Genomic DNA, 23692 nt, shown 5'->3' with positions numbered 1-23692 from the left:
TGCGGCAGAAGCCGCCTGCTGAAACAGCCTGAAGGCTCACCTTTGGTGGGCCTTTTTATCGTAAAGGAGGACTTTCTCTGAATCTGCAAACCTTTTTTCTGTTCCATCCCAAAGCTGCCCTCGCCTTTTCGGGTGGCGTTGACTCTGCCTATCTGCTCTATGCGGCGAAGCAGATGCACTGCGATCTTCGCGCATACTTTGTTCAGTCCCAATTCCAACCGGAATTTGAACTTCAGGACGCACAACGGTTCACCGAACAGCTCGGTATCCCACTCACTGTCCTGCCCTGCGATATTTTGCAGCATCCATTGGTAGTGGAAAATGGCCCCTTGCGGTGCTATCACTGCAAAACTGCCCTTTTCACCGCTCTTTGGGAGCGCGCGCGTATGGATGGCTACCCCCTGCTTCTGGACGGCACCAACGCCTCTGACCGTACAGATGACCGCCCCGGTATGCGGGCACTCGAGGAACTGGAAGTACGCTCTCCCCTGCGGGAATGCGGGCTTACCAAAGCTGACATCCGAAGCCTTTCCAGAGAAGCCGGATTGTTCACATGGGACAAGCCGGCATATGCCTGCCTTGCCACCCGCATCCCCACCGGCACCTCGATTACGGCAGAACAGCTTGAGCACGTAGAGCGGTCGGAGCAGATATTGTCCTCCCTCGGCTTTTCAGATTTGCGGGTACGGACCGAAAACGGCAGTGCCTGCCTGGAGCTGCCCCACCCCCAATTTATCAGAGCAGTGCAGCTGCACCAGGAGATTCGCACCGCTCTTTCCCCTTATTTTAAAAGGGTTCTGCTCAATCTGGCTCCCAGAGATTAGGAATTGTTTGAAAAGGGAGAAAAAACGGTTATTCCGTCTTTCCCGGCAGCTTTTGCGGGCCACGTCCTGAAAAGATTCTGCGAACATATGAAATCGTTTGGCAACACACCAATTGCCAACAGAGCACAGGAGGAATTATGGCACAGGAAAAACTATTGGAACTTCTGCGCCGGGTGCAGGAGGGTACAGTCTCCCCCGAGCAGGCGGTCCTGGAGTTGAAAGTCAGCCCATTCGAAGATTTGGGATATGCAAAAGTAGACCACCACCGGGCAATCCGCCAGGGGATTCCGGAAGTGATCTTTGGGAGCGGAAAAACCGCCGAACAGATTCTTGGCATCGCTTCCGCAATGCGGCGGCGCGGCAACGAAAATATCCTGATTACCCGTCTTTCGGATGAGAAAGCCAGAATCCTCGCAGAACAGCTTCCCCTTACCTATGACCCGGTTTCCCGCATCGGAATCATCGGCCAGAAAGGGGAGGTCACCGCATCAGGGACGATTGTCGTGGCGACAGGAGGAACCAGCGATCTCCCGGTCGCAGAGGAAGCCGCACTCACCGCCGAGACTCTCGGCAACCAGGTAGAACGGCTCTACGATGTTGGTGTCGCCGGCCTGCATCGCATGCTGGCGCATCTGGACGCCATCATGGAAGCCCGGGTGATTGTCGCGGTCGCTGGGATGGAAGGGGCGCTCGCCAGCGTGCTCGGAGGGCTGGTCGACTGTCCAGTGATTGCCGTACCCACCAGCATCGGTTATGGCGCGAATTTTGGCGGGCTTTCTGCCCTGCTTTCGATGCTCAATTCCTGTGCAAGCGGGGTAAGTGTCGTGAACATCGACAACGGATTCGGTGCGGGCTATCTCGCCAGCATGATAAACCACATGGGAGGAGAAAACAAATGAAAACACTCTATCTGGAATGCAATATGGGGGCTGCTGGCGACATGCTGATGGCTGCCTTGTTTGAAATCTGTCCAAACAAGCAGGCGTTTTTGCAGCAGATCAACCATCTGGGTCTTCCGGAAATCACTGTAGAAGCTATACCTGCGCAAAAATGCGGGATTAACGGCACACAAATGCGAATTCTGGTGCGTGGACAGGAGGAACCAGCCAACGACCACCTGCACGACCACGATCACCCGCACGACCACAGCCACCCGCACGACCACAGCCACCCGCACGACCACAGCCACCCGCACGACCACAGCCACCCGCACGACCACAGCCACCCGCACGACCACAGCCACCCGCACGACCACAGCCACCCGCACGACCACGATCACCCGCACAACTACAGCCATCTGCATGACCACAATCACTCGCATCACCACTACAGCTATGCGGACATCTGCAAACGGATCGAGCAGCTCGACCTGCCGCAAACCGTCAAAAAAGATGCTGCGGCAGTCTATCGCCTGATCGGTGATGCGGAATCCCATGCTCACGGTGCCCCGATCGACCAGATTCATTTTCACGAGGTCGGTTCCCTAGACGCGGTTGCGGACGTCGTTGGATGTTGTCTGCTGTTTCACTTGATCGGCGCAGATGAGGTGGTCGTCTCCCCTATCCATGTAGGCTGTGGAACGGTCCGCTGCGCACACGGCATTCTCCCTGTTCCGGCGCCTGCCACCGCCCATATCCTGCAAGGGGCCCCAATCTACGGTGGGCGGATACCTGGGGAGCTTTGCACCCCTACTGGTGCAGCCCTGCTCCGGCATTTTGCCTCTCGGTTCGGCGAAATGCCACAGATGTCAGTTTCTGGAACCGGCTACGGAATGGGACATAAAACTTTTGAAACCGCCAACTGCCTTCGGGCGTTTCTGGGCGAAACCAGCCATGCCCAGGAAGAGATTGTTGAACTCTGCTGCAACCTTGACGATATCACGTCGGAAGCGCTCGGATTTGCAGCAGACCTCCTATTGGAAAATGGTGCACTGGACGTGTTTACCACCCCAATTTACATGAAAAAGAACCGCCCTGCCTATCTGCTGACCTGTCTCTGCAAGCCCCAGGAGCAGGAAAAATTCACCCATCTGATGTTGCTGCACACGACCACACTCGGCGTACGCAGCCGCCTTTGCAAGCGTGAAACGCTCGAATATCAAATCTCCACGGTGGAGACCGCTTTTGGCCCAGTTCGGGTAAAAACTGCATCCGGTTATGGAGTCCGCCGCACAAAACCGGAATTCGAGGATCTAAAAAAGATTGCGGCAGAACAGGGCCTGACGATGGCCGAAGTCTGCCGCTTAGTAGAATCTGCTCTGCATCATGAAATTTGAGGTTTCGATCTAGCGGATCGTCGCCCCTCCGAGTACCCGGTCACCCTCATAAAAGACAACCGCCTGTCCTTTGGTGACCGCCCTCTGTGGCTGTGCAAACTGCACCTGCACAGACCCATTCCCCAATGGATGGACGGTCGCTGAGGCTGGCCTGTGGGCATAGCGAATTTTGGCTGTACAGGGAAACGGTCGTTCCGGGGTGGAATCGTCTGTCATCCGCAGATCGTCTGCAAAAAGTCGGTCCGTGTAAACAGCGCTGTCATCTGAAAGGGTCACCGTGTTCGACACCGGATCCAGATGGCTGACTGTCCGTTTTACTCCCAGCGCGATCCCCAGCCCTCTGCGTTGCCCGATCGTGTAATACAGAACCCCTTTATGCCGTCCAATCACCGTCCCTTTATCGTCCAGATAATCCCCTTCCTGCGGAATCTCTCCCGTATAGCGGGTGATAAAACCAGCATAATCCCCATCCGGCACAAAGCAGATGTCCTGGCTGTCCGATTTGGAAAAGACAGGAAGTCCAGCTTGAGCCGCGATCTCACGTACTTCCGCCTTGCTGTAACGGTCGATCGGGAGCAGAAGCTGCGAAAGCTGCTCCTGCGATAGATGGTAGAGCACGTAGGACTGGTCCTTTCGCTCCTGCTGGCTCCGCAAAAGCCAAAACTGACCACTCTGTCTGTCGAGCTGGATGCCCGCATAATGACCGGTCGAAATAAAATCAAAGCCGAGCCGCTCCGCATCTTCTGAAAACGCTCCGAACTTGATCGTCTTGTTGCAGGCGATGCAGGGATTCGGGGTTTCTCCGTTCTGATAGCCGTGTATAAAGTAATCGAGTACGCCTTTTGAAAAGCGTTCCCGATAGTCGAATACAAAATGCGGGATGCCTAGCCGTTCACAAACCCGTCTGGCGTCTCCGGTGTTGTCCTCAGAGCATCCGTCAAACAGTTCAAACGTCGCACCCGCAACCTCGTAACCCTGCCTTTGCAGGAGCAGTGCGGCAACCGAACTGTCCACACCGCCGCTCATCGCAACCAGTACCCTTTTCTGCATAGTTCTCCTTTTCCTTCTGGAAATACAACAGGCAAAGCCATCGCTCTCCCGTGGCTCCGCCTGTCTGTCGTGTTGTCAATTCTTTATGCAATCAACCCGAAATACAGCCCTGTTGCAACCGCTCCGGCCAACAAAAGCACTCCCACAATTAAAAGCAGTTTCAAAGCGATATGCGGCGCTTTTGGCTCCATCGGCGGAGGCTCCGGCCTTCGAGGATGGTTCCCCTCTTCCCATCTGGAGAGTGTATCCTGCCCGCGCCACTGGCTTTCTTTCGACTGCTCCCACTTCAGTTCAGGAGGGGTTTTTTTCTCCTGCTCTATCACGGGGGTCTCCTGCCATGTAAATCTATCTGTGGTCTTGGACGGTTCCGGATTGGTAGGCATCTTTCCTGGTTGCTGTTCCCATCCAGGCAGCGGACTGGGCGGTACTTCCCACCCGGGGACTGTGCCCGGCTGCTGTTCCCGCATAGGCGGTGGGCTGGGCGGTGCTTCCCATCCGGGGACTGTGCCCGGCTGCTGTGCTCGCGCAGGCGGCGGACTAGGCGGTGCTTCCCACCCGGGGACTGTGCCCGGATGCTGTTCCCACACAGGCGGCGGACTGGGCGGTGCTTCCCACCCAGGGACTGTGCCCAGCTGCTGTTCCCGCATAGGCGGTGGGCTGGGCGACATTTTCCACCCGGGAGCTGTGCTCGGCTGCTGTGCTCGCATAGGTGGCGGACTGGACGGTACTTCCCACTCGGAAGCTGTGTCCGGCTGCTGTTGTTCCCATGCGGGTGGCGGACTGGGCGGTGCTTCCCACTCGGGAGCTGTGCCCGGCTGCTGTTCCCGCACAGGCGGCGGACTGGGCGGTGCTTCCCACTCGGAAGCTGTGTCCGACCGCTGTTGTTCCCATGCGGGTGGCGGACTGGGCGGTGCTTCCCACCCAGGGACTGTGCCCGGATGCTGTTCCCGCACAGGCGGCGAACTAGGCGGTGCTTCCCACCCGGGGACTGTGCCCGGATGCTGTGCTCGCGCAGGTGGCGGACTAGGCGGTGCTTCCCACCCGGAGACTGTGCCCGGATGCTGTGCTCGCGCAGGCGGCGGACTGGGCGGTGCTTCCCACCCGGGGACTGTGCCCGGCTGCTGTTCCCGCACAGGCGGCGGACTGGGCGGTGCTTCCCACCCGGGGACTGTGCCCGGATGCTGTTCCCATCCAGGTGGCGAACTAGGCGGTGCTTCCCACCCGGGGACTGTGCCCGGATGCTGTGCTCGCGCAGGTGGCGGACTAGGCGGTGCTTCCCACCCGGGGACTGTGCCCGGATGCTGTTCCCGCATAGGCGGTGGGCTGGGCGGTGCTTCCCACCCGGGGACTGTGCCCGGCTGCTGTTCCCACACAGGCGGCGGACTGGGCGGTGCTTCCCATCCGGGGGCTACACTCGGTTGCTGTTCCCGCGAAGGTGGCAGATCGGACGGAACTTCCCATCCAGAAATTGAGTTCGGTAGCACCTCTGGTGATTGGATCGACTGTTCTGATTCCGGCACAGAGGACCATGCAGACGGAGCTTCTGATTCAATAGGTGCATCTGGATAATAGACAAAATATGGTTCTTCCAGTTCGATCGGCGGATCCGGCGGCGGAAGTACAAAATCCGGCTCTACCTCTTCCGATTCGGATACATAGACATCTGCATTCTCGTCCGGCTGCTCATCAATCACATAAGGAGGGGTCAGTTCTCCATAATGATCCTGAAAATCCCCAAGAAACCGCTCCCCACAATAAGGACAATATTTAAAATCGCTTTTGACATTATTCCCACAGTTTTTGCAGAGCATCTTTTTCCCTCCGCACCATAATATAAGGACATTATATCACAAAAATATTTTGGGCGCAATAAAAACCCCGGTTCTCACCGGGGTTTTCTTTGGAACTCTTTGAGGGTTTAATCAATCACAGGCTCAATCAAGCCATAAGTACCATTATGCCGTTTATAAATCACATTTACCCCATTGGTCTCCGCATTCAAAAAGAGGAAAAATTCATGTCCAAGCAGGTTCATCTGGAGAATTGCCTCGTTCACGTCCATCGGACGCATATCAAACCGTTTAATCCGCTCGATATGGTATTCCCCGACCTCGCTCTCGTGCTCCTCACCCGCTTCAAGATTTGGGGCGTCAAACGCGGTTTCACGCAGCCTTTTTTCCAGTTTGTTCTTGTTTTTTACGATCTGGCGGAAGAGGGAATCCACCACCGCCTCCAAAGAATCAAAGCGGTCGGAAGTGGTTCTTTCCGCGCGGTAAAACATCCCCCGCGACTGAATCGTTACCTCCACTGTCTCGCGGTCCCCTTCATTGGTCACAGTAACGCTGGCATTTGCACCATCGTCAAAGAACCGATCCAGTTTACCAAGTTTGCGTTCGATGCGATCTTTGAAAGAATCGCGCACAGATGTTTTACGGGCTGTGATGGTAATATTCATAAGTTCAACCCCTTTGTTTATCATGGAAACCCGGCAGAAACATCCATTGACTTTCAACAGTTTGTCCAGATTTCCTGACCTTATTATATATCACATTGGTTGAAATTACAATAGGCTAGACAAAAATTCACAAAGAATTTTATTTTATTGCCTACCTTTCAGCACTATCGAAACGATCCCGCAAGCGATCCCGCCGATTGGGAAAACCACCCAGGCAGGGCTCCATGAATCCGACAGGATACCGATCGCCAGAAAGACCGCTGCCGCTGCAAGGAGAATCACTCCGCAGATGGTTTCCACCTTTTTGGCAGCAGTGGAGACATCTGGCTGGTGGCGCCGGTTGTAGCCCTCAACATTGTACTTCTCTTTCTGCAGCCCAAAATAAATAAAAATCCAGCTTGCGGCGGCTACCAGCAACATAAATCCTGCGGACGCCCGATCTTCTGAAACTTGAAGCTCCAGGAACTGCATCAGGAGCACGCCCAGAATCAACAAAGTGACACTGGAGGCCATTGCGATTGCAAACCACTGTCCGAACTGCTGTCTCTGCGCATCGGTGTAGAAATCGACGATCTGCGGATGCTGTTTTTCAAAATATTCCTTTCGGATGCCAAACAGCACAAACAGAAAGAGGCCGATCGTGAGACAGGGAAGAAAACATAGATAGGCCAGTGTTTCGCTGCTTTCCTCCATCCAGAGAAAAGCAGCCAGCCCCAGGATGATCAGCGCTACCCCTCCCGCAGTCGCAACGCTGAACTGGTTGTAAAACCGGTCGTACTGCGCAGTATCCTCCACCATGTCTTTCTCCACATCCCCGCGCACCAGCATATCCAGATCGCAGGAAAACAGGCTGCAAATCTCAAGCAGATTTTCCATCTCCGGGTAGCTCTGTGCAGCCTCCCATTTGGAAACCGCCTGCCGGCTGACTTGCAGATGTTCTGCAAGCTGTTCCTGAGTCATGTTGTTCTTTTTCCGTAGGAGCTGCAGGTTTTCTGAAAATTGCATTTGACCTCACCTCATGTTCAAATTTGATGGTTTGATTCTACCCGGGAAGCCCCGCAACTTCTACCAACTTGCTGTTACCTTTGGATATTTTTCGCGCAACTTCTGGTTGCATCCGCTTTACATGCGGGTTTACAGACAAAGACAGCCGCCTTTCTTCTCTGGCGGCTGTGCTCATCCCATCGAGGTATTTGGAAAGCATCAGAAGCATTCTTTCCAAATGTGAAGCGAGATTGCCGCACACTGGCTTTAGATTACATCGTTATCCAGTACAAAAATCCTGCCAGCACTGAAAAACAAGCAGTTGTTTTTCAGTGCTTTGACTGGATCAAATGGTTCGATGAGCATGGCGGGTCACATGGCAGCCCATGTTGACCGCCACGGGGAGACTGGCGATGTGGGTCGCACCCGCTTCAATATTAACCGCGAGTGCAGTTACCCGCCCGCCGAACCCCTGCGGCCCGATCCCGGTCTGGTTGATCCGCTCAAGCATCCGCTTTTCCAGTTCGCGGTAGAACGGGTCGGGATTGCCGGACGAGGTGTCCCGGCAGAGAGCACGTTTGGCGAGCAGGGCACAACCTTCAAAATTACCGCCGATTCCCACTCCGACAACAACCGGCGGGCAGGGATTGCTCCCCGCTGTCTCAACCGCCTGCACAACATAATCAACAATCTGATCCGCAGTGGCGGCTGGAGTCATCATCCTGAGGCTGCTCATGTTCTCGCTGCCCGCCCCCTTGGGCGCAACGGTGATCGAAATCCGATCTCCTGGCACCATCCGCAGATGAAGCATCGCCGGCGTATTATCGTTGGTGTTGACCCGACGGAGCGGGTCTCCCACCACCGAGCAGCGCAGCAGCCCATCAAGGTAACCCTGCCGCACTCCTTCATGGATTGCATCCTCCAATCCGCAGACATGCGCGTCCTCGCCCAGTTCGGCAAAAACGACCGCCATCCCGGTATCCTGACAGACCGGGATACACAGTTGTTCCGCTGTCTCATAGTTGCGCACAATGTCACCCAAAACCTCCCGTCCCAACGGGGACTCCTCGATCTGGCAGGCGTGTGCAAGGCAGTCCTTCATATCCTGCGGCAGGACTCTGTTCGCCTCGATGCATAGTTCTTTGACTGTCTGGATCACCAATTCCCGGCTGATTTCACGCATCTTCAGCGCACCTTCTTTCCGTTCAAAATCACCGCCGACGGGCGACCGCAGCATTCGAGCGGTTCCCGGTCGAAAAGCAGGATGTCCGCGTCCTTGCCTGCTTCGATCGAACCAACCCGGTCGGAAATCTCACAGATCTTCGCCGCCTCAATCGTGATCGCCCGAAGTGCTGCCTGCGGTTCCATCCCATGTTCAACAGCGAGCCGCGCACTCATCAGCAGGTAATGTTCAGGCACTTCTGGATGGTCGGTGCAGATCGCGACCTGCACCCCTGCCGCCCGCAAAATTCCCGGGCCAGAGGCACTCGCGTTCGACAATTCGGGCTTCGTGCGTGCGCCAATCAGCGGCCCGACAATTACCGGGGCCTGTTCTTCAGCAAGCTCATCCGCGACCAGATGCCCCTCTGTGCCGTGGACGATCACATAGCCAAACCCAAATTCGTCTGCAATCCGGATCGCAGTAAAGATGTCATCGGCGCGGTGGGCATGGATATGTGCCTTGATCCGATGGTCAAGCAGCGGCAGCAGCGCTTCACATTTGGCGTCGTACTCCGGCTCATCCAGTTCATCGTCCTTTGCTGCTTCCGCAAGCTGCTTGGCATATTTCTGCGCCTTGGCGAGCTGTTCCCGAATCAGCGCGGCAACCGCCATCCGGGTCGCCGGACCGCCATCCTTCTCGTGATAACAGTTTTTCGGATTCTCCCCCATCGCCATTTTGATCGCCAGCGGCGCGCGGACGATCATCTTGTCCACCCGTTTCCCGCAGGTTTTCAGCGCGCAAAACTGACCCGAAATCGGGTTTGAGCTGCCCGGCCCGGTTACGACAGTGGTCACGCCATAGCTCAGTGCCTCAGCAAACGAACGGTCAAACGGGTTGACCCCGTCGATCGCCCGCAGGTGCGGGGTCACCGGATCGGTCTCCTCGTTGCCGTCGTCCCCCTCAAAGCCCATCCCGTCCTCCCACATCCCAATGTGGGAATGTGCGTCAATCAGGCCGGGCATGGCGATCTTCCCCTGTGCATCTATCGTTTCAAAATCCGCGGGGCAATCCTCCATCGGCCCCACCGAGACGATCTTTTCCCCCACGATTTGAATATAGCCGCTCGCATAGTCCCGTCCGGCCATCGTGCGTATCTCTGCATTTATAATCAGCATCTGTTCTATCCTCCAACAAAAAAGGGCACCGCGGTGCCCTTCGATTCCGGAATCCCCCGGCGCGATTATCTGGATGAATTGCGGCTTCGGGACGTCCCGCGCTTGACATCGGTATACCGCTTGAGATCGGACATCTTGTCGTCGCTCGCCTGTTTAAACTTGCTCATCATGTCCTCAAACGACATATTCTCATTCGTAATGGGCTGGCGGCGCTCAAACCCATAAGAAGCCTCTCTGGGGGGCCTGCGCTGATGCTGCTGACGCGGAGGGCGATCCCCCTGCTGCCCGCCCTGATGGCTGCGGAACGGGCGCTGCGGCGGCGCGGAAGGGGCGGGCGCTGCCTGCTTGATCGACAGACTAACCTTTCCCTCGGGGTTGATCCCGATGATCTTCACCTTTACCATCTGGTTCAGGGAAAGATGATCGGAAATTTCCTTGACATAAGACGAAGCGACCTCGGAAATATGTACCATCCCCGTCTTGTTTCCCGGCAGCTCCACAAAAGCTCCAAACTTCGTGATACCGGTCACTTTACCCTCTAAAATACTCCCTACCTCAAGCTGCATAATGTATTACGCTGCCTCCCTTAAAAATCTTGTGTTTTCACCATTTGCCGCAACCTGATAAAATCGCTCGCGCGATGAAAAACCGTTAAGAACCCGCCGCATCCCGAAAGACGTGTTCATCCGAATACCCCATCCCCAGCTTGTCCCGCGCAATACGTGCAAGATAGGTCTGGTCGTCCCCGAGGGAAATCTGGCGTTTAATCTCCTTGTTGCTGATCCGCTGCTCCTCACACTGTTGGATTACCATCTGCAGCTCCTCCTGCTTTGAGACAATCTCCATATGCAAAGAGGCGAGCGAAACAACAATGTATACTCCAAGGAGGAAAAGGCTGATCTTCAATACAGGATTCCTTCTTTTAATCCGTTCTTTTTTCCGTACATGCTCTGCTTTCATCTTTTCAGCATACCTTTTCAGAAAATTTGGCGCGTCATCCTCATGAAGTTACTTTTTCAAATTATACAATATCTTACGTCTCTTTTTCAAGGGTATATTCAAATTTTTTGCCTGCTTTTTCAGAATTATACTGCTTTTATGCAGAATTTTCCGTCCAAAGCGGCCTGCCTTTTCCAAAAGGTGTACAATAGGCGCAACAAATATCCGCCAGAGGGTGCACAGCACCCATCTAGCTGCCCGGATGATTCCCTTGGAGACCCGGATCACCAGCGCACCAATCGTACAGTAGTAGAGCAGAAATCCGACTCCTTCCCCAATCAAAACGAAAATACGAATTTGCCCGTTGTCGGCGGCGAGCATATAAAAAAAGGTGGCTCCGGCGCAGATCACAGAAAAGAGCAGGTCCTCGGCGAGTACCGCGAGCGTTGGATGCGGCAGGGCGATCCGGAGGATGCGGAATAGGTCATAGCAGACCCCCAGACCAGCACCAAGTGCAATTGAGAGCAAAAACAGCCAGGTCTGTCCTGCGATTGTAATTCCCATCTGCACCCCTCCCCATTTAGCGGAACAGCCTGCCCAAAATACCGCCTCGTACCGGCAGGTTATCCGCATAGGACAGTCCGTCGATCCGCTCCCCTTCCAGGCTGAGTTCCCCGGTATCTACATCAATCCGATTGATGTGAAGCCCTGTCCCCCGAATTGCAAGCTCCCCCGTTTCGCAGAAAAGCACCACACTCTGCTCGTCAAAGCTGTCGATCTCGGTCACTCCAGTGACAGTCATCTTCCTGCGTCCCTCCATAATGATATTGTGCGGCGCGGCTGGCTTTTTTTCCTCGACCATCGTGTTTTACCTCCCCTGTCGTTCTCTTTAATAGGTATGCGCCATCCGGGAAAAAAATACACGCCTCCCTGCAAAAAACCAGGCAGCGCGCATCATCGGCAGGTTCTGTCACCAAAGTCTATTAGAACCCGTATTCACAACCATTCGACACCGTCTGAGCGGGTCTTTTGCCGGCCTGCCGCGTTGAAAAATCTTGCAATACACAAAGTATTGTCTGCGTTTTTTCGCCTTGCAGGGCAGCAAAACCCCTCGCCCATCCGGCATCCTCTGATTATGAATACAGGTTCTTATTTTTAAGTGGTCTGGCTGTCAAGCAGATAATGGAGCATCTGCTCGGGATTTTCAAGGAAACGGCGGGTCAGCTGATAGTGTTCTGTTTCGCGATAGGGGGCGCGGCGAATCCCGCTTCCATCTAGCAGGAACAGGTCTGAACCGGGATAGGCCATCAAAATCGGTGAGTGGGTCGCAATCACAAATTGTGAGCCTTCCCGCACCAGGTCACCGATCCGGGAGAGCAGGGTCATCTGACGCATAGGAGAGAGCGCCGCTTCCGGTTCATCGAGGATATAAAGCCCGTTGCCGCCAAACCGGTTGAGCAGTAAAGACAGAAAACTCTCCCCATGTGACTGTTCATGCAGGGAAATCCCCCCATAACTGTCGATGATTCTCGCCCCCATAGGCCCCCTGTCCAGCTGCTCAATATTGCTCGCCAGATTGTAAAAGCTCTCGGCACGCAGGAAATAACCGTCCCGCAGCTTTCGCGCCCCCTTCCAGAGCCGGAGGAACCGGTGCAGGCCGGAGTGCGAATCAAAGGTGCTGAACCGGAAATTCCTGCTGCCTCCCTCCGGATTGAACCCAAATGCGACCGCGATCCCTTCGAGCAGGGTAGATTTTCCCGAACCGTTCTCCCCCACGAAAAAGGTGACCGGACTTTGCAGATCCAGCCCCTCCCTGGCGATCTGGCGGATGGCAGGCAATCCGGCCAGATAGGACCCCTCCGGGAGGCCGTCCGGAACCAGAACCCTGCGGATAAACAGGTCGTTCATTCTACGACGGTGTAAGCGTCGGCAGCGGTCTCCTTTGTCGCATATTCGCTCACCTTGACCACCTTCACCTTGAGCGGTTTCTGCCCCATATTGATCTCGATCAGGTCGCCCTCCTTCACGTCGTAGGATGCGCGGGCGATCTTCCCGTTGACCACGATCCGTCCTGCGTCGCAGGCTTCGTTTGCGATGGTGCGGCGTTTGATCAGCCGGGTCACTTTCAGATATTTATCCAGTCTCATGCTCATTCTCCTTAACAAAAACAAAAAGCCCGCCGCATCGGATGCAGCGAGCCTACATAAATTCCTTACTTACCGGCAACGGCATCCTTCAGAGCTTTGCCTGCGCTGAAAGACGGGACGGTTGCGGCTGCAATCGTAATCGGCTGCTTGGTAATCGGGTTGATCCCCTGGCGCTCCTTGCGCTCCTTGGTTTCAAACGTACCGAATCCAACCAGTGTGACCTTCTCTTTCGCGACAAGCGCTTCAGTGAGTACCTCAATCACAGCGGTCAGCGCTTTTTCGCTGTCTTTTTTGGACAGCTCAGATTTCTCTGCTACCGCATTGATAAGATCTGCCTTTGTCATATTTTGACCTCCATACCTTTTAAAAATCTTTGACTATATCTTCAGACAAAATGCCTGTGATAATACATCACTTCTGTTTAATTTCTTTCCAGAGCCTGTCCAGCTCCTCAATCGGCGTGGTTTTCATGTCAATCCCACGCTTCTGGGCAAGCGTCTCCACCTGTTCGAACCGGCGGATAAACTTTTCGCAGGAATTGGTCAGCGCGTGTTCCGGATCGGCCTTAACAAATCGCGCCACATTAACCGCTGAAAAAAGCAGATCCCCCAGTTCCTCTTCGATATGGGCCTGATCCCCTTCACCGACCGCTTCCTTCAGTTCGGAAAGTTCGCTCTCGAGGTCGCGCATCGCCCAATCGCAACCGGTATAATCGAACCCGGCTTTCGCCGCCCGATGCTGCACCTTCTCGCTGCGCATCAGCGCCGGCAGCACTGCTGGTACGCTGCGCAATGTCTCAGCAGCGGTTTTCTGTCCCTTGCTCTCCTGCTTGATCCGATCCCAGTTGGAAAGCACCTCACCGGTTCCGGAGACAGCCACCTCACCAAACACATGCGGATGGCGTTCCACCAGCTTTTTGCAGATTCCGTCGCAGACGTCCGAAAATCCGAACCGTCCGGCTTCCTCTTCCATCCGGGCATGAAACACGACCTGGAGCAGGACATCTCCCAGTTCCTCCTGCAAAAGCACAGGATCCTCCTTGTCGATCGCCTCGACAACCTCGTAGGTTTCCTCCAGAAAGTTTTTGCGGATCGTGTGGTGATCCTGCTCCCGGTCCCACGGACAGCCATTCTCCCCCCGGAGAAGTTCCACGATTTCCAGCAGGTCGGATATTCCATACTGTTTTTTCTGCGTAAACCCGTCCAACATCACAAAACTCCCCTTCTATCCGCTTTTTAAGAGGACTTTTAGTATTCTAACCTAAAAGAGAATGTTTTTCAAGTGCCTTTGCAAACTTTTCTCCCCCCGGAAGCATGAAAATATCCGTTTTTGTCACAGTTTTTGTCAAAAATACAACACAGAGGTAGACCAGACCCCCGATTGCGATTGCCAAAAGCGTCACAAAACGGCTCGGAATCAGGCGAAAGATCAGATCATGGGAGGTGCGGGCGGCGACAGCACAGCAGACCGATGCAAAAAGCGGCTTCCCAAATACGCTCCCCGCCGGGATGCGGACGCCGGTTACACCCACCAGCGCCCAAAGGCTGGCCAAGACCACGAGCAGGTAACAGGCAAGCGTCCCGACCGGTGCAGCCTGAATATTGAGCTGCGGCACCGCAACCAACAGATAGTTCAGTCCGAGCTTGAGCAGACCGCCGATCAGCAGCAGACGGACTGGAAGTCCGGCGCGTCCCACCGCCTGTAGAATCGCATTGACCGGCAGCGAAATTGCCACAAAAACCGCGCTGATTCCCATAATCCGCAGGGCAGGGGCAATGACCGCAACCTCCATCGGCCTGGAAAAAAAGAGCAGGCGCAGCACCGGTTCTGCCATGGCGCAGACACCGAGTCCGGCAGGCATCGCTATCATTGAGGCAAGACGGAGCGAGGAACAGATATTGCGTTCGAGGGAAAGCCGGTTATGGGTCGTCCAGGCGGCGGTCACTGCGGGTAACAGGCTCACCCCAATCGTGGTAGTCAGAGAGGGCACCAGATTGTAGATCGGAACCGCAAGGCCGGAATAACAGCCATAAAGATAGGAACCAAGTCGGTCGAGCCCTATCCCCGACGGGATCGCCCCATCGTACATTGTGAGCAACAGCTCCGGGGCGTTTATGATTGCGTGGTTCAGGCGGTTCATCACCGAGATCAGGTCGATAAAGGAGGTTAGATTGGAGATCACTGCCGCAAAGCAGACCGGCAGGGCGAGCGCCACAAGCCTGCGCGCAAGGGCCCGCGAGGATGCTGCCGGAGGCGCGGCACGCCATACTTCCGGGCGGATGCTGCCTTTCCCCAGCTTGTGACGGACTACCATATAAAATGCGCCGCAGAACGAACTGACCGTTACACCAAGGATCGCGCCCGCTGCCCCGTAGGGCAGCACCGCAAGCTGTGCCTGCTCGAGTGAGGGATACACCGCCCCAAATACGGTGCCCCCTGTCTGGTATTCGCGCAGCCCGGTATAGACAATCCCATACGAGAATGCCAACCCGAACAGAAGCCGTGTCACCGCCTCTACCACCTGTGAAATTGCGGTCGGAAGCATCTCCTGCATCCCCTGCCAGTAACCCCGGAACGCCGCCATCACGCACCCCAGGAACAGGGCGGGCGAGAGTGCCTGAACGGCCAGCCTGGCGTCCGGATTGCGGACCAGATCGGAGAACCAGCCCGCTCCCATAAACATTACAAAAGAGCCCGCTGCCCCAATGATAAAAAAGACCCCTACCGAAACCCGAAGGAGCCTGCGGGCATCCCGCACCCGTCCCCGCGCCATACTTTCGCTCACCAGTCGTGAGACCGCTACCGGCACTCCTGCTACAAACAGCGCATAAAGCGGATAATATAGGTCATAGGCAACATTGAAACAGCTCATCCCAACCCCGCCCAGAATATTGGTCAACGGGATTTTGAAGAGCGCCCCAATCAGTTTCACAGCCACTGTCCCTGCTGCCAGTATGATCGTACCATACAAAAAGCTCTGTCTGTGCTGCTCCTTCACAGGGAATCCCTCCATTCTCTTGTTCAGGTATATGATCCTGCGGACAGGATTATGCAGTCTGCTGTCCAATCCGGCTGCTATATTGGAAAGATGCTCCAAAACAGTTGAAACGGGTCGAAAAATCGGGTAAAATAGAGGTATCTGAATTCAGGAGGACTGCCTTATGTACCAGACAATCGGCATTATCTGTGCAATGGACAAAGAATTTGCGCTGATCCGCGATGCACTCAGCCACGGGCAAACCGAAAAAGTGGGGCTGCTGACCTTTTACGTCGCCGAACAGAATGGCAAAAAGATCGTTGCGGCGGTCAGTGGGATCGGCAAGGTCAATGCCGCCTGCTGCGCACAAATGATGATCTCCCGCTTTGGAGCGGAATGCATCCTCAACAGCGGGGTATGCGGCGCACTTTCTCCCACCCTGCACCGGATGGATATTGTGCTTGCGGATGAGCTTTGTTACCATGATCTGGAGGAAGAACATCTGCGCGATCAGCTTCCAGGATTTTCCCGGTTCCATCCGGACACCGAGCTGAACGGCCTGGTCCGGACTCTCTGTAAAGAGCAGGGGCTTTCCTGCGTCACCGGACGGGTCGCATCGGGCGACGCGTTCGTCCTTGACCCCGCAGTAAAAGCGGAAATCGCGTCCCGCACCGGCGGCGATGCGATCGAGATGGAAGGCGCAGCGATCGGGCATACCTGTGCGCTGAACCAGCTTCCGTTTGCGGTAATCCGCTGTGTCTCGGACGGCCTTTCCGACTCCGAGATGGATTACAACACCTTTGCCGGGATCGCCGCGCAGAAATGTGCAAGACTTGTGCTTGAGGCGATCTCCCGTCTCTGATTCAATCTCCACAGATGAAAAGAACGCCGCTCCGCTTTTTCGCAAGGTGGAACGGCGCCCTCTTTTTAGGGCCTGCTTCATATTTGGGGTAAGAGCGTTTTAACAGCGAAAACCTGGATCCCTGGCCAAGCTTCCAAGCGATAAGTATCCTCTCTGGGGCTTCCTGATTGTACCAAACTGCGAAAAGCCGAAGACCTTTTTGACTGCTAAAAGAGCCACATCTGGTAAAGCTCTTCCAAGCGCGCCTGTAAAAACGGCTCGATTGATTCCGCATCGGCAATTGTGCAGTGAAGGTCCGCATTCTTTCCGGTAAGCGAGATGAGCGCATCCGCCGCGATCTGCGCCGGGAGTTCTCCACCCGCAAAGGAAAACGAAAGCAGACGTTCCATCCCCGCCATCTTGAGCGGGAAAAACGGGCAGCCATACCGCACCGAAAAATCGCAAAGCTGCATCCCCCGCGCTGGATAGGGATCGCTTCCCCTCCATGGGCAGAGTGTCGCGCAGAGTGCTTCCCGTTCGTTCCCGGAAAGCGGCAGGACCTTCAGGTTCCATGCATCCGAATGCAGGAGATCGGAATAGATCACGGTGACCCCTGTAGGCACGTCCACGCTGCTGACCGCCAGCTCGCAGACCGGTTTCTGACGAAAAACCCCCATCCGATCGAGCAGCCCTACCCCCTGCACCGGTGTGGCCGACCGGGAAAACGCCTCTATCAGTTCCCCGGTTTCTTCCCGGGAAATCCCGCGCGACCATAGCATAGCCGGGATCGCTGCCAGCGAGCAGGCAGACAGCATCTCTATCTCAAGCGCATTGTCCCGCAGCCACTGTGCGAGGATGTGGGAGGATAATGCTCCCGCTCCGCTGCCGGAGAATGCCAATCCGAGTTTCATGGTAGACCTCCTCCAATGAAGATACTACCATCTTATGTCCAGCCCGGCTCAAATGTCACAGGGTCAGTCGAGCGGCTGGTAAACCGCCATGATTGCCAGTGCAGTCCGGAGGCCATCCACCGCCGCACTCATGATCCCCCCTGCGTAACCCGCGCCCTCCGCACAGGGATAGACCCCTTTTACTGTAAGAGACTGGTAATCTTCGCCGCGCAGAATCCGTACCGGAGAGGAAGTCCGGGTTTCGACCCCGGTAAGCAGGGCATCCTCCGCCGCAAATCCCCGGAGTTTTCTGTCAAAGTCAACCAGCCCCTCCCGCAGCAGGCCGGTCACAAAATCCGGAAGAATTTGGGTAAAGTCACACGGGGAAATCCCGCGCGCATAGGTAGGCTCTACCCGTCCAACGGTCAGTCCTGGTTTCCCTTGCAGGAAGTGCCCGACATCCTGGGCCGGTGCGCGATAGTCCCCCTCTGCCGCCAGATACGCCGCCTCTTCCAATCTGCGCTGAAATGCCACTCCATCAAGCGGATGGGTTCCGTAGTCCTCCGGCGCAACCCCAACCACCAGCGCGGAATTTGCATTTTTCCCATCCCGCGCATAGCAGCTCATACCGTTGGTAACGACCCGCCCTTGTTCGGATGCGGATGGCACCACCATTCCGCCCGGGCACATACAGAATGTGTAGACGCCGCGTCCATCCACCCGTTTGGAAAGCTGGTATTCCCCGGGAGGGAGGACGGGATGCCCCGCTAGATCGCCATAAAGCCCTCTGTCGATCTGGCTTTGCAGATGCTCGACCCGCACCCCTACCGAAAATGGTTTGGGCGCAAGTGCAAACCCATGCCGGTGAAGCATCTCAAAAGTATCGCGCGCACTATGCCCCGCCGCGAGGATAAGCTGTTCCGTCGGGATTTCCCCGTCCGATGTCACTGCCGCTGCCAGCCGTCCAGATGAAATCCGCAGGTCGGTCAAGCAGGTGCCGAAACGCACCTCCCCGCCCAGCGCGATGATTTCCTTCCGGATATTCCGGACCACCTGCCGAAGCCTATCGGTTCCAATATGCGGCTTTGCTTTTTGCAGAATTTCTTGCGGTGCACCGAATGCCGCCAGTTCACGCAGAACCCAGCCGCATTTTGGATCACCGATCCGGGTGGTCAGCTTCCCGTCTGAGAAGGTGCCCGCGCCCCCTTCCCCAAACTGCACATTGGTGCGCTCATTTAAAATACCCTCTCGCCAGAACCGCTCAACAGCTTCCACCCGTTCTTCCATCGCGGCACCCCGTTCAAGGATCAGCGGGCGGTATCCATTTCGCGCAAGCAGCAGACCCGCAAACATCCCTGCCGGGCCGAATCCGACCACTACCGGCCGGTGATCCAGCGGTCGGGTACCCCGCGGTACCTCCAGCGGCTTGTCCTCCGTCCAGACCGCCCGGTTCCCCGGCACGCGCGCCGCGGCAGATGCCTCTCCACCCTCAAGCGAGATCGAAACGGTATGCACAAAATGCGGTTTCTCCCGTTTGCGGGCATCGAGCGAGGTTTTGGAGATGCAGGCGGAAACCACCTCCCGCTCGGATACGCCCAGCAGCTTGACCGCTTTGGCGATTGCGGCGGATGGCGCTTCCTCCAACGAGGTGCGGATGGCATGAATCAAAATTGGCATAAACAATTCTCCTAAACCTGGATTTGATGCATCATTGATGGAACAAAAAAGGATGTGATATTACAAATGGGATGTTTGATCATAGAAAGAGATGATGGAGTCAGAATCAAGCCAAAGACAAGCAGATGGATCGTTCTTCTAGCTTGCGCCCTCCTGCTCGGCGGATGCGGGAACAGCGCCGCCGCAAAACCGGTCATCGGACGGCTGTGGACGCTGGAACGGTTCTCGGCCCTTGGGGAGGAATCCCCTGAACCCCCGGAGGAACCGCCTCTGGTGGAACTGGTCTTTGCGGATGACCGCACCTTTACCCTCTCCGACCGCACCAACCAGCAGGAATGGCGCGGGACCTATCGTGCGGAAAAGGTGTACGACTTCTATGAAAAAGGCGGGGTTTCCTGCCGTCTGGAGCTGGACTTTGCGGACAGTCCGACACCCGTTATCGGAAGCTACGGGACAAGGTACTACTATGACGGCACCCAGCTCCCATCGCTGCTGCTTTCCTCCGAAGATTGGGTCTGTTCCTTCCTTGCATATGAATAACACTGTCCATCCGCCGAAACAGGGGCGCCCGGATTCTCCGGGCGCCCCCAGTTTATTTTTCGTCAATCGTGACCACAGCGGCGTATTCCCCGACCGCCCATGCCAGTTTCCGTCCCGGCACCGAGATCGAAACCGGCAGACTGCTCGACCCGGTTGAAAGCTCACGCTCTGAAAAGTCAATCTCTGCAACGATGTCTTTGGCGGTAAGCGTCTCCATCACCTCGGAACTCCCGATGATCCGTACTCCAAAAAGCTGTGTGGTATTGATCGTCACATCGTAATTGATCGGCACATTGACCGGCGTGATCTGTGAGACATTGAAGTATGCCTCGGTCAGACCCTCTCCGCTAAAGCTGACGCCGACCGACCGCAGATTTTCCACACTGATAAACCCGGTTGGCAGGCTGATGTCAAACACCTGTACAAATCCCGGCGTCACCTCACTCAGGTCCACATAACCAATCTGGAGTTCCTCGTAAGAATCCACCACCTCCTCGGGTCCCGCAACCAGAATGCTGTTGTCTGTCATCTCAAACCGCAGATCGTCCCGCGGGAATCCAGAAGGCATATTCAGGTATTCAAAACGGAGCGGCAGACGTTTCTGTTTGAGCACCTGCACAGTTACATTCGCGGAATCGCTCTCCATCGTGAGCCTATCTTTGGGAATTTCGTGACCTTCCTCATCAAACAGTTTAATCTCGCTGCGGATGGTCTGGTTTTCGGTCAGCGGACGCCCGGAGAACGATGCAGACACGATGCACTGTGCAATCCGGCTGATGTCCGCTTCCGGGCCGGTCACCTCGACCGCGCGGGGACTGATCGTTGTCCCTGCATTCAGATACCCGTCAGGCACCTGAGGACCGTCAATATCCATTTTTACTTCGAACCGTTTGGTGGTGATCCGGTCAACCCGCACATTCACCGTAGACGGCTTGATCTCACGCACCACATAGTTTTGATTGGCAGTCAGCACATTTTTAAGCTTGACCGCATAATCGCCCGGGGTGGAGATCCCTTCCAGATCAGCAACGATCCGGATTTCCCCCTCCTCCAGTCCGCCGACGACAATCCGCCCGCCCTCGACTACCACTGTGACTTCCGCCTGCGGATCCTCAACGATCCGCAGGCTGTTGATCGAAAGCAGCTCTTCTTCCGCATAAACATCGACCGGCACCCCTTTGAACTCCCAAGGGATTTCATTGTCGACAAAAATGACGACAAACATCCACGAAAGAACGCCCATCACAAGCGAAAAGATCATCAACAGGCGGCGGCTTTGGAAAATCTGCCCAAAATCCAACTTCTTCATGCTTTTTTCGCCTTCCTCCGCTCAAATTTTTTCTCGGAAGGTTCACTCGGTTCCGGGAGCAGCTCGTCGGTGAGGTACTGGCGCAGCCGTTCAACCGAATAGCCGCGCTCAAGCTTTCCATCGCGGCAGACAGTAATGAATCCCGTTTCCTCCGACACCACCACGACCACTGCATCACTCATCTCGCTCATTCCGAGCGCGGCGCGGTGGCGAGTCCCCAGTTCACGGCTGATCTCCGAATTATCCGACAGCGGCAGGAAACATCCGGCCGCGTGAAGCCGCCCGTCCCGGACGACCATCGCACCATCATGCAACGGGGAATTGGGAAAAAAGATGTTGCCGATCAATTCGGCGCTGGGGCCGGAATCAATCACGGTGCCGGTCTTGATGATGTCGCCCAGACGGGTGTTTCGCTCAATGACCACCAGCGCACCGATCTTCTGCCGGGAAAGGGACGCCGCCCCTTCCACCAGTGCATCTACAAACCCTCTCCAGCGCTCTCGAACCTCGCCCTCATCCATCCCAGAAGAGAAAAACTTCAATTTTCCGATCTGGGAGCGCCCTACCTGTTCGAGTGCGCGGCGCAGCTCCGGCTGAAAGACCACGACCATCACCACAAGTCCGGTTTGCAGGATATTTTCCATCAGAAAGCTCAACGTCCGCAGCCTGAGCTGGGTGGCGAGGACGCTCATCAGCAACAGGATCATAATTCCCTTGACCAGCTGGGCTGCGCGAGTCTCCCGCACCAGTTTGGCCACCTGGTAGAACAGGTAAGAAATAATCGCGATGTCAAGCAGGTCCTGCGGCAGTACCGTACCAAATACGTTTCTCAGATTGTTCCATAAATCCGCCATACGCTTTCATTCCCCTCGGCTTTTGAAGAGGCGGCCAGCGAACCGGCCGCACAGTTCTCTTATCTTATATTTTATCACATGCTATCATGAAATCAATCCTTTTTTTCCACAAACCGGACAATATTCTGCACCGCACAGATTAGCCCGCGTGCATGCTCCTCGGTATTGAATGCCCCTGCACTGACCCGGACCGTACCGCCGATGCCGATGGTGCCGAACTTTTTGTGGGCGGGAGGCGCACAGTGCAGGCCGCCCCGCACCGCAAATCCTGCGCGGTTGAGCTGACTGGTGACCTCCTCGGAGCTAATCCCCTCCACATTGAAGCTCAAAACCGGCAGGTTTACGCCATATTGAGGAGGGGCCGTATATAGTTTTACCCCCTGAATTCCGGCAAGCCCCTCATAAACACATCGCGCAATGTAGGTTTCATGCCGGGCGATCCGCTCCGGGCCACGCTGGTTCACAAAGTCAATCCCAGCCCCCAGCCCGATAATCCCGGCGGTATTGAGCGTCCCTGATTCCAGCCGGTCAGGCATGAAGTCCGGTTGGCTGTAGTCGGCGGATGCGCTCCCGGTGCCGCCCTCCACCAGAGGGCGCAGCCGCTCCCCAAACCGGGTGATAAGAAGGCCTGTCCCCGACGGCCCATATAGCCCCTTATGCCCCGCCGTACAGAGAAAATCAATCTGCATGGCAGACAGGTCGATCGGCTCGACTCCTGCGGTCTGGGCAGCGTCCAGCACAAAATACAGCCCATAGGCGTGTGCAAGCTGCGCAAGACGCTCGACCGGCAGTTTGATTCCAAAGACGTTGGATGCATGAGTGCAGATAATCGCCTTGGTATTGTACCGGATTGCATTTCGGAACGATTCTACCGTCTGGTCATCCTCCTCAAACGTTTCCGCGATCGTGTAATCCAGCTCCCCACGCATCGAGAGCGCATGTACTGGCCGAAGCACCGAATTGTGCTCGAGGTCGGAGATAATCACATGGTCGCCCGGCCGTACCAGCCCTTTGATCGCCGTATTCAGGGCATAGGTGCAGTTTTGGGTAAAGACCACCTGCCCCGCATCCTCCGCGCCAAAAAATGCCGCGACCTTTTCCCGCACGCAGTAGACCTGACGCGCTGTCTCGGTTGAAAGGTCATGCCCGCTGCGCCCAGGGTTTGCCCCATAACGGAGGATTGCGAGATCCACCGCGTTTTTGACTGCAGCCGGCTTCGGAAAGGTGGTTGCAGCATTGTCAAAATAAACCATCCTTCAGCCCCCCTGGATCTCCACGACCTTGATCCCCGCACCCGCGAGAATCCCTGCCGCCTTCGACACATCCCCGCTGATCCTGATTCCATAGCCGCAGCCCTGGTTGCTGTTTGGCGCGGTGTTGCGCTGGACATATGCGCTGATCCCGCTGCTCTCCAAAAGTTTCTGGCCCCGCATCGCACTGGTGACCGAGCGGACCACCAGAACAGACTGTCCGTTGTTCGCCATATCAAAAGTCCCCTAACATAACAAAATACAGCGGTCCCACGGCTGTCCGCCGAATGGAAATACCGCTGTATCATCTTATGCATTTCCAGGACGATCTGCTCCCTCTTAC

Annotated in this window: 28 protein-coding genes; 6 read left to right on the top strand and 22 right to left on the bottom strand. The window is 55.8% G+C overall.

The features are described from left to right. Nucleotides 1-77 precede the first annotated feature (77 nt). The 3 genes from larE (at nucleotide 78) to larC (ending at nucleotide 3099) form a co-directional block, all read left to right on the top strand. Entirely contained in the window at nucleotides 78-824 is a 747-nt protein-coding gene (gene larE / locus D5269_RS01640; RefSeq protein WP_120481823.1) for an ATP-dependent sacrificial sulfur transferase LarE, read from the top strand. 137 nt (nucleotides 825-961) lie between these two features. Beyond that, entirely contained in the window at nucleotides 962-1723 is a 762-nt protein-coding gene (larB, locus tag D5269_RS01635) for a nickel pincer cofactor biosynthesis protein LarB (protein WP_120481821.1), read from the top strand. After that, nucleotides 1720-3099 (top strand): nickel pincer cofactor biosynthesis protein LarC, encoded by a 1380-nt coding sequence (larC, locus tag D5269_RS01630; RefSeq protein WP_166545117.1) that lies wholly within the window; start codon nucleotides 1720-1722, stop codon nucleotides 3097-3099. The genes larB and larC overlap by 4 nt, the downstream gene beginning before the upstream one ends. A gap of 9 nt (nucleotides 3100-3108) precedes the next feature. Here the strand turns inward: larC and mnmA are convergent, their stop codons facing one another. From mnmA to D5269_RS01615, 3 genes are all read right to left on the bottom strand, one after another. Then, entirely contained in the window at nucleotides 3109-4149 is a 1041-nt protein-coding gene (gene mnmA / locus D5269_RS01625; RefSeq protein WP_120481817.1) for a tRNA 2-thiouridine(34) synthase MnmA, read from the bottom strand. A gap of 83 nt (nucleotides 4150-4232) precedes the next feature. Then, complete coding sequence (locus tag D5269_RS01620) at nucleotides 4233-4532, bottom strand: hypothetical protein (protein ID WP_147407888.1); 300 nt, start codon at nucleotides 4530-4532, stop codon at nucleotides 4233-4235. Between the two features lie 154 nt (nucleotides 4533-4686). After that, nucleotides 4687-5070, bottom strand: coding sequence for a hypothetical protein (locus D5269_RS01615; RefSeq protein WP_147407887.1), 384 nt, complete (start codon nucleotides 5068-5070; stop codon nucleotides 4687-4689). Between the two features lie 109 nt (nucleotides 5071-5179). On the opposite strand from D5269_RS01615, the gene D5269_RS01610 reads away from it, so the two are divergent. Further along, on the top strand, nucleotides 5180-5356 hold the full coding sequence (locus D5269_RS01610) for a hypothetical protein (protein ID WP_166545116.1): 177 nt from the start codon (nucleotides 5180-5182) through the stop codon (nucleotides 5354-5356). A gap of 711 nt (nucleotides 5357-6067) precedes the next feature. Here D5269_RS01610 and raiA read toward each other — a convergent pair. The 13 genes from raiA to D5269_RS01545 form a co-directional block, all read right to left on the bottom strand. Continuing rightward, nucleotides 6068-6604 carry a ribosome-associated translation inhibitor RaiA gene (raiA, locus tag D5269_RS01605; RefSeq protein WP_016315464.1) on the bottom strand — a complete coding sequence of 179 codons (537 nt, stop codon included), beginning with the start codon at nucleotides 6602-6604 and terminating at the stop codon, nucleotides 6068-6070. A 144-nt stretch (nucleotides 6605-6748) separates the two neighbouring features. Then, nucleotides 6749-7609 (bottom strand): helix-turn-helix domain-containing protein, encoded by an 861-nt coding sequence (locus D5269_RS01600; RefSeq protein WP_120481807.1) that lies wholly within the window; start codon nucleotides 7607-7609, stop codon nucleotides 6749-6751. A 325-nt stretch (nucleotides 7610-7934) separates the two neighbouring features. Beyond that, entirely contained in the window at nucleotides 7935-8771 is an 837-nt protein-coding gene (locus tag D5269_RS01595; protein ID WP_016315462.1) for a fumarate hydratase, read from the bottom strand. Between the two features lie 2 nt (nucleotides 8772-8773). Further along, nucleotides 8774-9925 carry an amidohydrolase gene (locus D5269_RS01590; protein ID WP_016315461.1) on the bottom strand — a complete coding sequence of 384 codons (1152 nt, stop codon included), beginning with the start codon at nucleotides 9923-9925 and terminating at the stop codon, nucleotides 8774-8776. Between the two features lie 65 nt (nucleotides 9926-9990). Next, a complete protein-coding gene (locus D5269_RS01585) occupies nucleotides 9991-10491 on the bottom strand; it encodes a S1 RNA-binding domain-containing protein (RefSeq protein WP_016315460.1) in 501 nt (166 codons plus the stop codon). 85 nt (nucleotides 10492-10576) lie between these two features. Beyond that, entirely contained in the window at nucleotides 10577-10885 is a 309-nt protein-coding gene (locus D5269_RS18835; protein ID WP_081644918.1) for a septum formation initiator family protein, read from the bottom strand. 48 nt (nucleotides 10886-10933) lie between these two features. Beyond that, complete coding sequence (gene yabQ / locus D5269_RS01575; RefSeq protein WP_016315458.1) at nucleotides 10934-11428, bottom strand: spore cortex biosynthesis protein YabQ; 495 nt, start codon at nucleotides 11426-11428, stop codon at nucleotides 10934-10936. 16 nt (nucleotides 11429-11444) lie between these two features. Further along, a complete protein-coding gene (locus tag D5269_RS01570) occupies nucleotides 11445-11726 on the bottom strand; it encodes a YabP/YqfC family sporulation protein (RefSeq protein ID WP_016315457.1) in 282 nt (93 codons plus the stop codon). A 293-nt stretch (nucleotides 11727-12019) separates the two neighbouring features. Next, nucleotides 12020-12772, bottom strand: a complete 753-nt coding sequence (locus D5269_RS01565; RefSeq protein ID WP_016315456.1) for an AAA family ATPase — start codon at nucleotides 12770-12772, stop codon at nucleotides 12020-12022. Next, entirely contained in the window at nucleotides 12769-13011 is a 243-nt protein-coding gene (locus tag D5269_RS01560; protein WP_016315455.1) for an RNA-binding S4 domain-containing protein, read from the bottom strand. Before D5269_RS01560 ends, D5269_RS01565 begins: the two co-directional genes overlap by 4 nt. Before the next feature lie 65 nt (nucleotides 13012-13076). After that, on the bottom strand, nucleotides 13077-13355 hold the full coding sequence (locus D5269_RS01555) for an HU family DNA-binding protein (protein ID WP_016315454.1): 279 nt from the start codon (nucleotides 13353-13355) through the stop codon (nucleotides 13077-13079). Nucleotides 13356-13422: 67 nt separating this feature from the next. Next, the gene (gene mazG, locus D5269_RS01550) at nucleotides 13423-14220 is read right to left on the bottom strand and encodes a nucleoside triphosphate pyrophosphohydrolase (RefSeq protein ID WP_120481805.1); all 798 of its coding nucleotides are present in this window, start codon (nucleotides 14218-14220) and stop codon (nucleotides 13423-13425) included. Nucleotides 14221-14266: 46 nt separating this feature from the next. Beyond that, on the bottom strand, nucleotides 14267-16009 hold the full coding sequence (locus tag D5269_RS01545) for a polysaccharide biosynthesis protein (protein ID WP_016315452.1): 1743 nt from the start codon (nucleotides 16007-16009) through the stop codon (nucleotides 14267-14269). A gap of 163 nt (nucleotides 16010-16172) precedes the next feature. Here D5269_RS01545 and D5269_RS01540 point away from each other — a divergent pair, with 163 nt between their 5' ends. Next, on the top strand, nucleotides 16173-16850 hold the full coding sequence (locus D5269_RS01540; protein ID WP_120481801.1) for a 5'-methylthioadenosine/adenosylhomocysteine nucleosidase: 678 nt from the start codon (nucleotides 16173-16175) through the stop codon (nucleotides 16848-16850). Nucleotides 16851-17056: 206 nt separating this feature from the next. On the opposite strand, the gene D5269_RS01535 is transcribed toward D5269_RS01540, so the two are convergent. Together D5269_RS01535 and D5269_RS01530 are read right to left on the bottom strand one after the other, a co-directional pair. Further along, nucleotides 17057-17740 carry a hypothetical protein gene (locus D5269_RS01535; protein WP_016315450.1) on the bottom strand — a complete coding sequence of 228 codons (684 nt, stop codon included), beginning with the start codon at nucleotides 17738-17740 and terminating at the stop codon, nucleotides 17057-17059. A gap of 63 nt (nucleotides 17741-17803) precedes the next feature. Next, nucleotides 17804-19396 (bottom strand): FAD-dependent protein, encoded by a 1593-nt coding sequence (locus D5269_RS01530; protein WP_120481799.1) that lies wholly within the window; start codon nucleotides 19394-19396, stop codon nucleotides 17804-17806. Nucleotides 19397-19462: 66 nt separating this feature from the next. Here D5269_RS01530 and D5269_RS01525 point away from each other — a divergent pair, with 66 nt between their 5' ends. Continuing rightward, complete coding sequence (locus D5269_RS01525; RefSeq protein WP_120481797.1) at nucleotides 19463-19936, top strand: hypothetical protein; 474 nt, start codon at nucleotides 19463-19465, stop codon at nucleotides 19934-19936. 52 nt (nucleotides 19937-19988) lie between these two features. On the opposite strand, the gene D5269_RS01520 is transcribed toward D5269_RS01525, so the two are convergent. The 4 genes from D5269_RS01520 to D5269_RS01505 form a co-directional block, all read right to left on the bottom strand. Continuing rightward, nucleotides 19989-21245, bottom strand: coding sequence for a hypothetical protein (locus D5269_RS01520; protein WP_120481795.1), 1257 nt, complete (start codon nucleotides 21243-21245; stop codon nucleotides 19989-19991). Further along, nucleotides 21242-22099 (bottom strand): diadenylate cyclase CdaA, encoded by an 858-nt coding sequence (cdaA, locus tag D5269_RS01515; RefSeq protein WP_016315445.1) that lies wholly within the window; start codon nucleotides 22097-22099, stop codon nucleotides 21242-21244. Before cdaA ends, D5269_RS01520 begins: the two co-directional genes overlap by 4 nt. A 92-nt stretch (nucleotides 22100-22191) precedes the next feature. Continuing rightward, nucleotides 22192-23352 (bottom strand): aminotransferase class V-fold PLP-dependent enzyme, encoded by a 1161-nt coding sequence (locus tag D5269_RS01510; protein ID WP_016315444.1) that lies wholly within the window; start codon nucleotides 23350-23352, stop codon nucleotides 22192-22194. Nucleotides 23353-23355: 3 nt separating this feature from the next. Beyond that, a complete protein-coding gene (locus D5269_RS01505) occupies nucleotides 23356-23583 on the bottom strand; it encodes a putative Se/S carrier-like protein (protein WP_016315443.1) in 228 nt (75 codons plus the stop codon). Nucleotides 23584-23692: the final 109 nt, after the last annotated feature.

It is taken from the genome of Anaerotruncus sp. 1XD42-93, from assembly GCF_009917605.1.
GTDB lineage: Bacteria > Bacillota > Clostridia > Oscillospirales > Ruminococcaceae > Anaerotruncus.
Note: the sequence above shows the minus strand (reverse complement) of the source record. Positions and strands in the feature narration are given on the sequence as shown.